Here is a 6,786-nt window from a genome sequence, read left to right as displayed (position 1 = left end):
TGCCGAGCTCCTCATCACCTCGGACCCGGCCGTGAGCGACTCTCCTGCGAAGTTCAGCGGAGCTGTGCAGTACCTGATCGAGGCGACGATTGTGGAGGCAACCGCTGACGGTACCGGGTTTTCAGCAGTCACTCCAGTTCTGGTCATAGCCGGTGAACGATGGTCGGCGGTACAAACCGGCCAGCGGGTGGGTGGTGCCGGCTCGCTCGAAGCCGCCGGCCCCGGCGACGATGTGGAGGCGCTGTTCTTTTCGGAAACGTCACCAACCCTCATTGAACCGGCAGGCCATTGGGACAAGCGCACCACCGAAATCAGGCGCACGTTCAAGGACCGGGCAGCAACGCTGAGTTCCGACGCCGCACAACTGCTGCCCGGTATGGTGCTGGGGGACCGCAGCAGTCTCGGCGCCGACCTTGATAAAGCAATGAAACGTACCGGCCTGACGCATCTCACAGCGGTCAGCGGTGCGAACTGCGCCATCGTGCTCGGAGTTGTTTTCCTATGCGGCTATGCCGTCCGCCTGCCGCGTTGGTTGGCTGCCGCCGTGGCCTTTCTTGCGTTGTTGGCGTTTGTGACACTCGTCCGTCCCGATCCCAGCGTGCTGCGGGCCGCCGTGATGGGAACGATCGGTATCGTCGCGATAATGAACGGGCGGGGCAGGCGTTCACCTTCGCTGCTCTGCATCGCCGTCGTTCTGCTGTTGTCCCTCAACCCTTGGCTCAGCGGCAGCTACGCCTTCATTCTCTCGGTTCTGGCCACCACGGGACTTATCGTCTTTGGCAGCAGATGTGCACGATGGCTTGGCAGGTGGATGCCGCTGTGGGCGGCGCAGGCGGTGGCTGTACCGGTTGCGGCGCAAGTCTTCTGCGCCCCGGTAATTGTCTTGTTGCAGCCGCAATTGGTCACCTATTCTGTGCTTGCCAATGTCCTGGTGGCACCGGCCATACCAGTCATCACTATCGTGGGGATGATCGCAGTACTGGCCTTATTCCTGTGTCCGCCGCTCGTTCCGCTGTTGATGGCCACCGCCGGGGCCGGCGCCCAGTGGGTCGGATACACCGCACGTTTCTTCAGTGCTGCACCGGCAGCCGCCATCCCCTGGCCGGGGGGTGCCACTGGAGTGGCCCTGATGGCTGTCTTGTCCACCGCTTCATTGACTGTGCTCTGGATCTTATCGAGCCCCATACGGTTACGCCGTGCCGCAGGCATGCTGGTCCGTCTGCTGCCCGGAGAGCCTGCTTCGGCGCTGAACCGGTGCACTGCCGCGTTGGTTGTCGGTGTCGTCTTCGGGGTTGCCCCCGGCCTACTGATCAGCGGATCCGGGAAGGTCCCCGGCGAATCCGAATGGTCGGTGGTGGCCTGCGATGTGGGGCAGGGCGACGGACTGGTCATCCGCACCGGTACGCATTCGGCGGTAGTCGTCGATACCGGGCCCGATCCGGAGCTGATGGACCGATGCCTGCGGGAACTGGAGATTTCCACGGTGGATGTCCTCGTTCTCACGCACATGCATGCCGATCACAACGGAGGCATGCAGGGCGTCCTCGCTGGACGGGAGGTCAAGCAGACTCTGATTTCGACCGCCGATCCCGAACTGCCTTCCGGTGTTGTATCCGGGCTGGAGGAACACGGTGTGGAAATCGTCCATGCCCAGCGGGGACAGCAGGGCGATGGTGGTCCGGTCCACTGGCAGGTGCTCTGGCCGCCCGCCGACCATCCTGGAAGCACCGAGAACAATTCCAGCATCGTCCTCGCCGCACGGATCGAGCAACCGGACGGATCGGCGTTGTCGCTTCTGCTGACCGGCGATCTTGAGGAGGATGGGATGCAACGCCTGCTGCGTTTGGCCCGCTCCCCGCCGGGGACGATGCTGGGTGCGAACTTTCTACAACGAGGCGTCGACATCCTTAAAGTCACCCACCATGGCGCCGATAACGGCGGAACAGCTGTGATCATGAAACTGCAGCCGGCCATGGCACTCATTTCCGTCGGAGCGGACAATGATTATGGCCATCCAGCGCCGGATATTACTGATGCCCTGAAGCAGGTAGGGACGCACATCGGCAGAACGGACGAGGACGGCAGGATCTACATTGGCAAACAGGCAGACATCCTGCGAATGTGGACTGAAAGGTAGGCTGGAGAAGTGAAAAACCGACGAACAAAGAGGCGCCATTGAGCCCGGCAGCAAAGACGGCACGCAAGACGGCCGGAACGAAAACTTCTGGTCAGACAGTCGGTTGGCGGGAGGTCGAGCCTGCACCGATTGTATTGGTAGCGGGGCCTGAGGAGTATATTGCGACACGGGCGTTGGACCGCATCCGCTCACAGCTTCGTGAGCACGAACCGGCACTGGAACGCACCCGTTTGGACGCTTCCGACTATGCCGCTGGTCAGCTCGAGATGGCGGCCAACCCGTCGTTGTTCGGTGAAGCGAAGCTCATAGAGGTCTCGGCCGTGGCGGCCATGAACGATGAATTCCTTAACGATGCTTTGGCATACGCAGCCCAGCCGGCCGAAGGCACCGTCGTCGTCCTGCATCACAGCGGGGGAGCGCGGGGCAAAAAACTACTGGACGCAGTCAAGTCCAATGGAGCGCCAGTCGTTGAATGTCAACCGTTGAAGAAGGACTCGGAGAAAATCGACTTCGTGACCCGCGAGTTCCGCGATGCACGCCGCCGTATTGAGCCGGCGGCGGCGCAGGCACTCGTCGCCGCCGTCGGAGCGAACCTCTCCGAGCTGGCGGCGGCCTGTTCGCAGTTGCTTTCCGACGTCGAAGGCCAGCTGACCGCCGATGTGGTCGAACGCTACTACGGCGGCCGGGTTGAAGCGACGGCGTTCAAGGTTGCCGATGCTGCCCTGGCCGGACGGGGCGGGCAGGCCTTGTCCACCCTGAGGCATGCCTTGGCCACCGGTGTGGATCCTGTACCGCTCGTCGCCGCTCTGGCCATGAAATTGAGGACAGTGGCTAAAGTTGCCGGTTCAAGGGGATCCTCGGGCCAACTCGCCCGCGAACTTGGGATGGCTCCCTGGCAGGTTGACCAGGCCAGAAGAGACAGCGGCGGATGGACCCCAAGCGCCCTCATTCAGGCGATCAAGGTGGTCGCAGAGGCCGACGCCCAAGTTAAGGGCGCCGCGCGTGACCCTGTTTACGCCCTGGAACGGGCCGTAACCATCATTTCCACCTCGGTCAGCCGGCGCTAGCAGCTCGAGGAGCGGCGACGACGGCGGGAGTCACCTGCGTCGATGGAACCCAGCAGGGCAGGCTTTAAATGGCTGTGGCCGGCACCGAGGTGCCGGCCACAGCCATTTGCTCAATGAACTGAGCGGCAAAACCTTTAGAGGCTGCCAACCTTCTTCGCAAGAGCTGACTTGCGGTTAGCGGCATTGTTCTTGTGAATAACACCCTTGGTAGCGGCCTGATCCAGCTTACGGCTCGCAACGGCTTGGGCGCTGCTGGCGGCCTCCTTGTCGGAGGACTGGAGGGCAGTCTTAACTGCACGGATTGCCGTACGCAGTTCGGCCTTCACCGAGTTGTTGCGCTGGCGGGCCTTCTCGTTGGTGAGAACGCGCTTCTTCTGGGACTTAATATTGGCCACGTATAAACTCTCTTTGTAATGCGGACTTCGGTCAGTGAGGGCATTCAAACTGGACATCGACTGAGTGGCGTGGGGATACCATGGCGACCAGCTTGCCGTGCCCGACGACCTGCTCGGACACACAGCTATACAGCGTATCAGAGTCCATGGATGTGTGCTCACACCGATCTGAATGATGATGCCCCCGACCCCCATGACCACCGCGCGGCCAAGACGTGGGAGACTGGAGACCGGTACATATTCCCTCAAACGTAAGGACACTGCGTGACTCCCTTGGCCCGCACTGCTCCGGTGCCCGCCGCAACCGATCCGGCGATCCTGCGAAACTTCTCGATCATCGCTCACATCGACCACGGGAAGTCAACGCTGGCCGACCGCATGCTGCAACTGACCGGCGTCGTCGGTGCCAGGGGCATGCGCGCACAATATCTGGACCGCATGGATATTGAGCGCGAACGCGGCATCACGATTAAATCCCAGGCTGTCAGGATGCCATGGGAGCTGGATGGAACCAGTTACGCGCTGAACATGATCGACACTCCCGGACACGTGGATTTCACGTACGAGGTGTCGCGGTCCCTCGCGGCGTGTGAAGGCGCTGTTCTGCTGGTGGACGCTGCACAGGGGATCGAAGCTCAAACGCTCGCAAATCTTTATCTTGCGATGGAGAACGACCTTGCCATTATTCCGGTGCTCAACAAGATCGATCTTCCGGCGGCACAGCCGGATAAGTATGCCGAAGAGCTGGCACACCTCATCGGCGGAGAACCGGACGACGTACTGCGCGTCTCGGGTAAAACCGGCGACGGTGTAGGAGTGCTGTTGGACAAGATCGTGGCCGAGATACCCGCCCCAGTGGGCGATGCCGATGCTCCTGCCCGGGCGATGATCTTCGACTCCGTCTACGACACCTACCGGGGTGTGGTGACCTACGTGCGCGTGATTGATGGGAAACTGCATCCGCGCGAACGGATCCAGATGATGTCCACCAGGGCCAGCCACGAACTGTTGGAAATCGGCGTCAGCGCACCGGAACCAGTACCTTCCAACGGCCTCGGTGTTGGAGAGGTGGGTTACCTCATCACTGGCGTGAAGGACGTGCGCCAGTCCAAGGTCGGCGACACTGTGACAAACCTGGCCAAGCCCGCGGCAAAGTCGCTCAGCGGCTATCAGGAACCAAAACCCATGGTTTTCTCGGGCCTGTACCCGTTGGACGGGGCGGACTACCCGGTCCTGCGGGATGCGCTGGACAAGCTCAAGCTCAACGATGCCGCACTCGTCTATGAGCCCGAAACATCCGTAGCCCTCGGCTTCGGTTTCCGGGTGGGATTCCTGGGACTTCTGCACCTGGAGATCATCCGCGAGCGTCTCGAGCGCGAATCCAACATCGCGTTGATTTCCACGGCGCCAAATGTCGTCTACCAGGTCACGCTTGAAGATCAGAAACAGATCATCGTAACGAATCCGAGTGAGTTTCCGGCGGGCAAAATCATGGAAGTGCGGGAACCGATGGTTTCGGCCACCATTCTTGCCCCCAACGAATTCGTTGGCTCCATCATGGAGCTGTGCCAGGCCCGCCGCGGTCAGATGAACGGCATGGACTACTTGTCGGAGGAACGTGTCGAACTGCACTACCGGCTTCCGCTGGCCGAAATTGTCTTCGATTTTTTCGATTTCTTGAAATCAAAGACGCGTGGCTACGCATCGCTGGACTGGAAGGCCGACGGCGAACAGGCCGCCGATCTCGTCAAGGTGGACATCCTGCTCCAGGGCGAACAGGTGGATGCGTTCAGCGCGATCACGCACAAGGACAAGGCGTATGCCTACGGTACACAGATGACCGCCAAACTGCGGGAACTGATTCCCCGGCAGCAGTTCGAAGTTCCGATCCAGGCCGCCATTGGTTCACGCATCATCGCCCGCGAGAATATCCGCGCCATCCGCAAAGACGTGCTGGCTAAATGCTACGGCGGCGACATCTCGCGTAAGCGCAAGCTGCTGGAAAAGCAGAAGGAGGGCAAGAAGCGGATGAAGATGGTCGGACGCGTCGAAGTTCCGCAGGAAGCGTTTATCGCCGCCCTGTCCTCAGACGATTCCAAGGACAAAGCCAAGAAGTGATCCGCCCTTTGCGCCACCGGACAGAACACCAGTAGATCGATGCCAAGCGTTTTACCAGAGGGCGACCCCGCCCCGGCCGACGGCCTGCTCCCGGCCCAGGTTCTTGTTGGAGCCGACAGCAGGAATTTCGGCTTGTATGTTCACATTCCGTTCTGCGCCGTACGTTGCGGCTATTGCGATTTTAATACGTATACCGCCAAAGAGTTGGGTTCCGGCGCCTCGCAGGACGAATACGCCGGCACCGCCATGGCCGAATTGGATCTTGCCGCACGTGTCCTGGTGGACTCAGGGCTTCCACGCCGGCCGCTCCAGACCGTCTTCTTCGGCGGCGGGACTCCAACATTGTTGCCGGCTGCGGACCTCGCTGCGCTGCTCGGCCATGCCGCGAAGCTGTGGCCGCTGGCCGACGGCGCCGAGGTCACCACCGAAGCCAATCCGGATTCGGTAACACCCGGATCACTGCAACAGCTTGCCGACGCCGGCTTCACCCGGGTCTCGTTCGGTATGCAATCGGCTGTTCCGCATGTGTTGAAGGTCCTTGACCGTACCCACGAGCCGAGCCGGGTTCCTGAAGCAGTCGGTTGGGCGCGTGAGGCCGGCCTGGCAGTCAGTATCGATCTCATTTACGGCACGCCGGGCGAATCGATGGGTGACTGGGAGCAGTCACTGGACACCGCCCTCGGTTATCAACCGGACCACATCTCGGCATACTCGCTCATCATCGAGGACGGCACGAAACTGGCTGCCCAGATGCGCCGCGGTGAAGTTCCCGCAATTGATGAGGACGACCATGCGGAGAAATACCTGATTGCCGAGCAGAAGCTCAGTTCAGCGGGAATGCATTGGTACGAAGTCAGCAACTGGAGCCGTGAACCGGCCCAGGCATGCCGCCACAATCTGGCCTACTGGCGCGGCGATGACTGGTGGGGGATCGGCCCAGGCGCGCATTCGCACGTGGGCGGAGTCCGGTGGTGGAACATGAAACACCCGGTACCCTATGCCAACCGACTCGCTGGCGGACAGTCGCCGGCCGCCGGCCGCGAGACTCTGGATTCGTCCACCCGGCGGG

Annotated in this window: 5 protein-coding genes; 4 read left to right on the top strand and 1 reads right to left on the bottom strand. The window is 61.4% G+C overall.

Annotation, left to right across the window (positions count from 1 at the left end; translation table 11 throughout):
- Together Y707_RS28915 and holA are read left to right on the top strand one after the other, a co-directional pair.
- Positions 1–2,137 (top strand): ComEC/Rec2 family competence protein (locus Y707_RS28915; RefSeq protein ID WP_081744732.1); only part of this gene is annotated, 2,137 nt, incomplete at its 5' end.
- 38 nt (positions 2,138–2,175) lie between these two features.
- Positions 2,176–3,204, top strand: a complete 1,029-nt coding sequence (gene holA / locus Y707_RS24530; protein ID WP_035780894.1) for a DNA polymerase III subunit delta — start codon at positions 2,176–2,178, stop codon at positions 3,202–3,204.
- Between the two features lie 134 nt (positions 3,205–3,338).
- On the opposite strand, the gene rpsT is transcribed toward holA, so the two are convergent.
- Complete coding sequence (rpsT, locus tag Y707_RS0108645; RefSeq protein ID WP_026534789.1) at positions 3,339–3,599, bottom strand: 30S ribosomal protein S20; 261 nt, start codon at positions 3,597–3,599, stop codon at positions 3,339–3,341.
- 264 nt (positions 3,600–3,863) lie between these two features.
- Between rpsT and lepA the strand changes: the two genes are divergently transcribed.
- Positions 3,864–5,717 (top strand): translation elongation factor 4, encoded by a 1,854-nt coding sequence (lepA, locus tag Y707_RS0108640; RefSeq protein WP_026534788.1) that lies wholly within the window; start codon positions 3,864–3,866, stop codon positions 5,715–5,717.
- Between the two features lie 39 nt (positions 5,718–5,756).
- The coding region (gene hemW, locus Y707_RS24525; RefSeq protein ID WP_035780893.1) for a radical SAM family heme chaperone HemW at positions 5,757–6,786 on the top strand (1,030 nt) is incomplete at its 3' end.

The organism is Arthrobacter sp. H14, assembly GCF_000520495.1.
In the GTDB taxonomy this organism is placed as follows: Bacteria; Actinomycetota; Actinomycetes; order Actinomycetales; family Micrococcaceae; genus Arthrobacter_C.
Note: the sequence above shows the minus strand (reverse complement) of the source record. Positions and strands in the feature narration are given on the sequence as shown.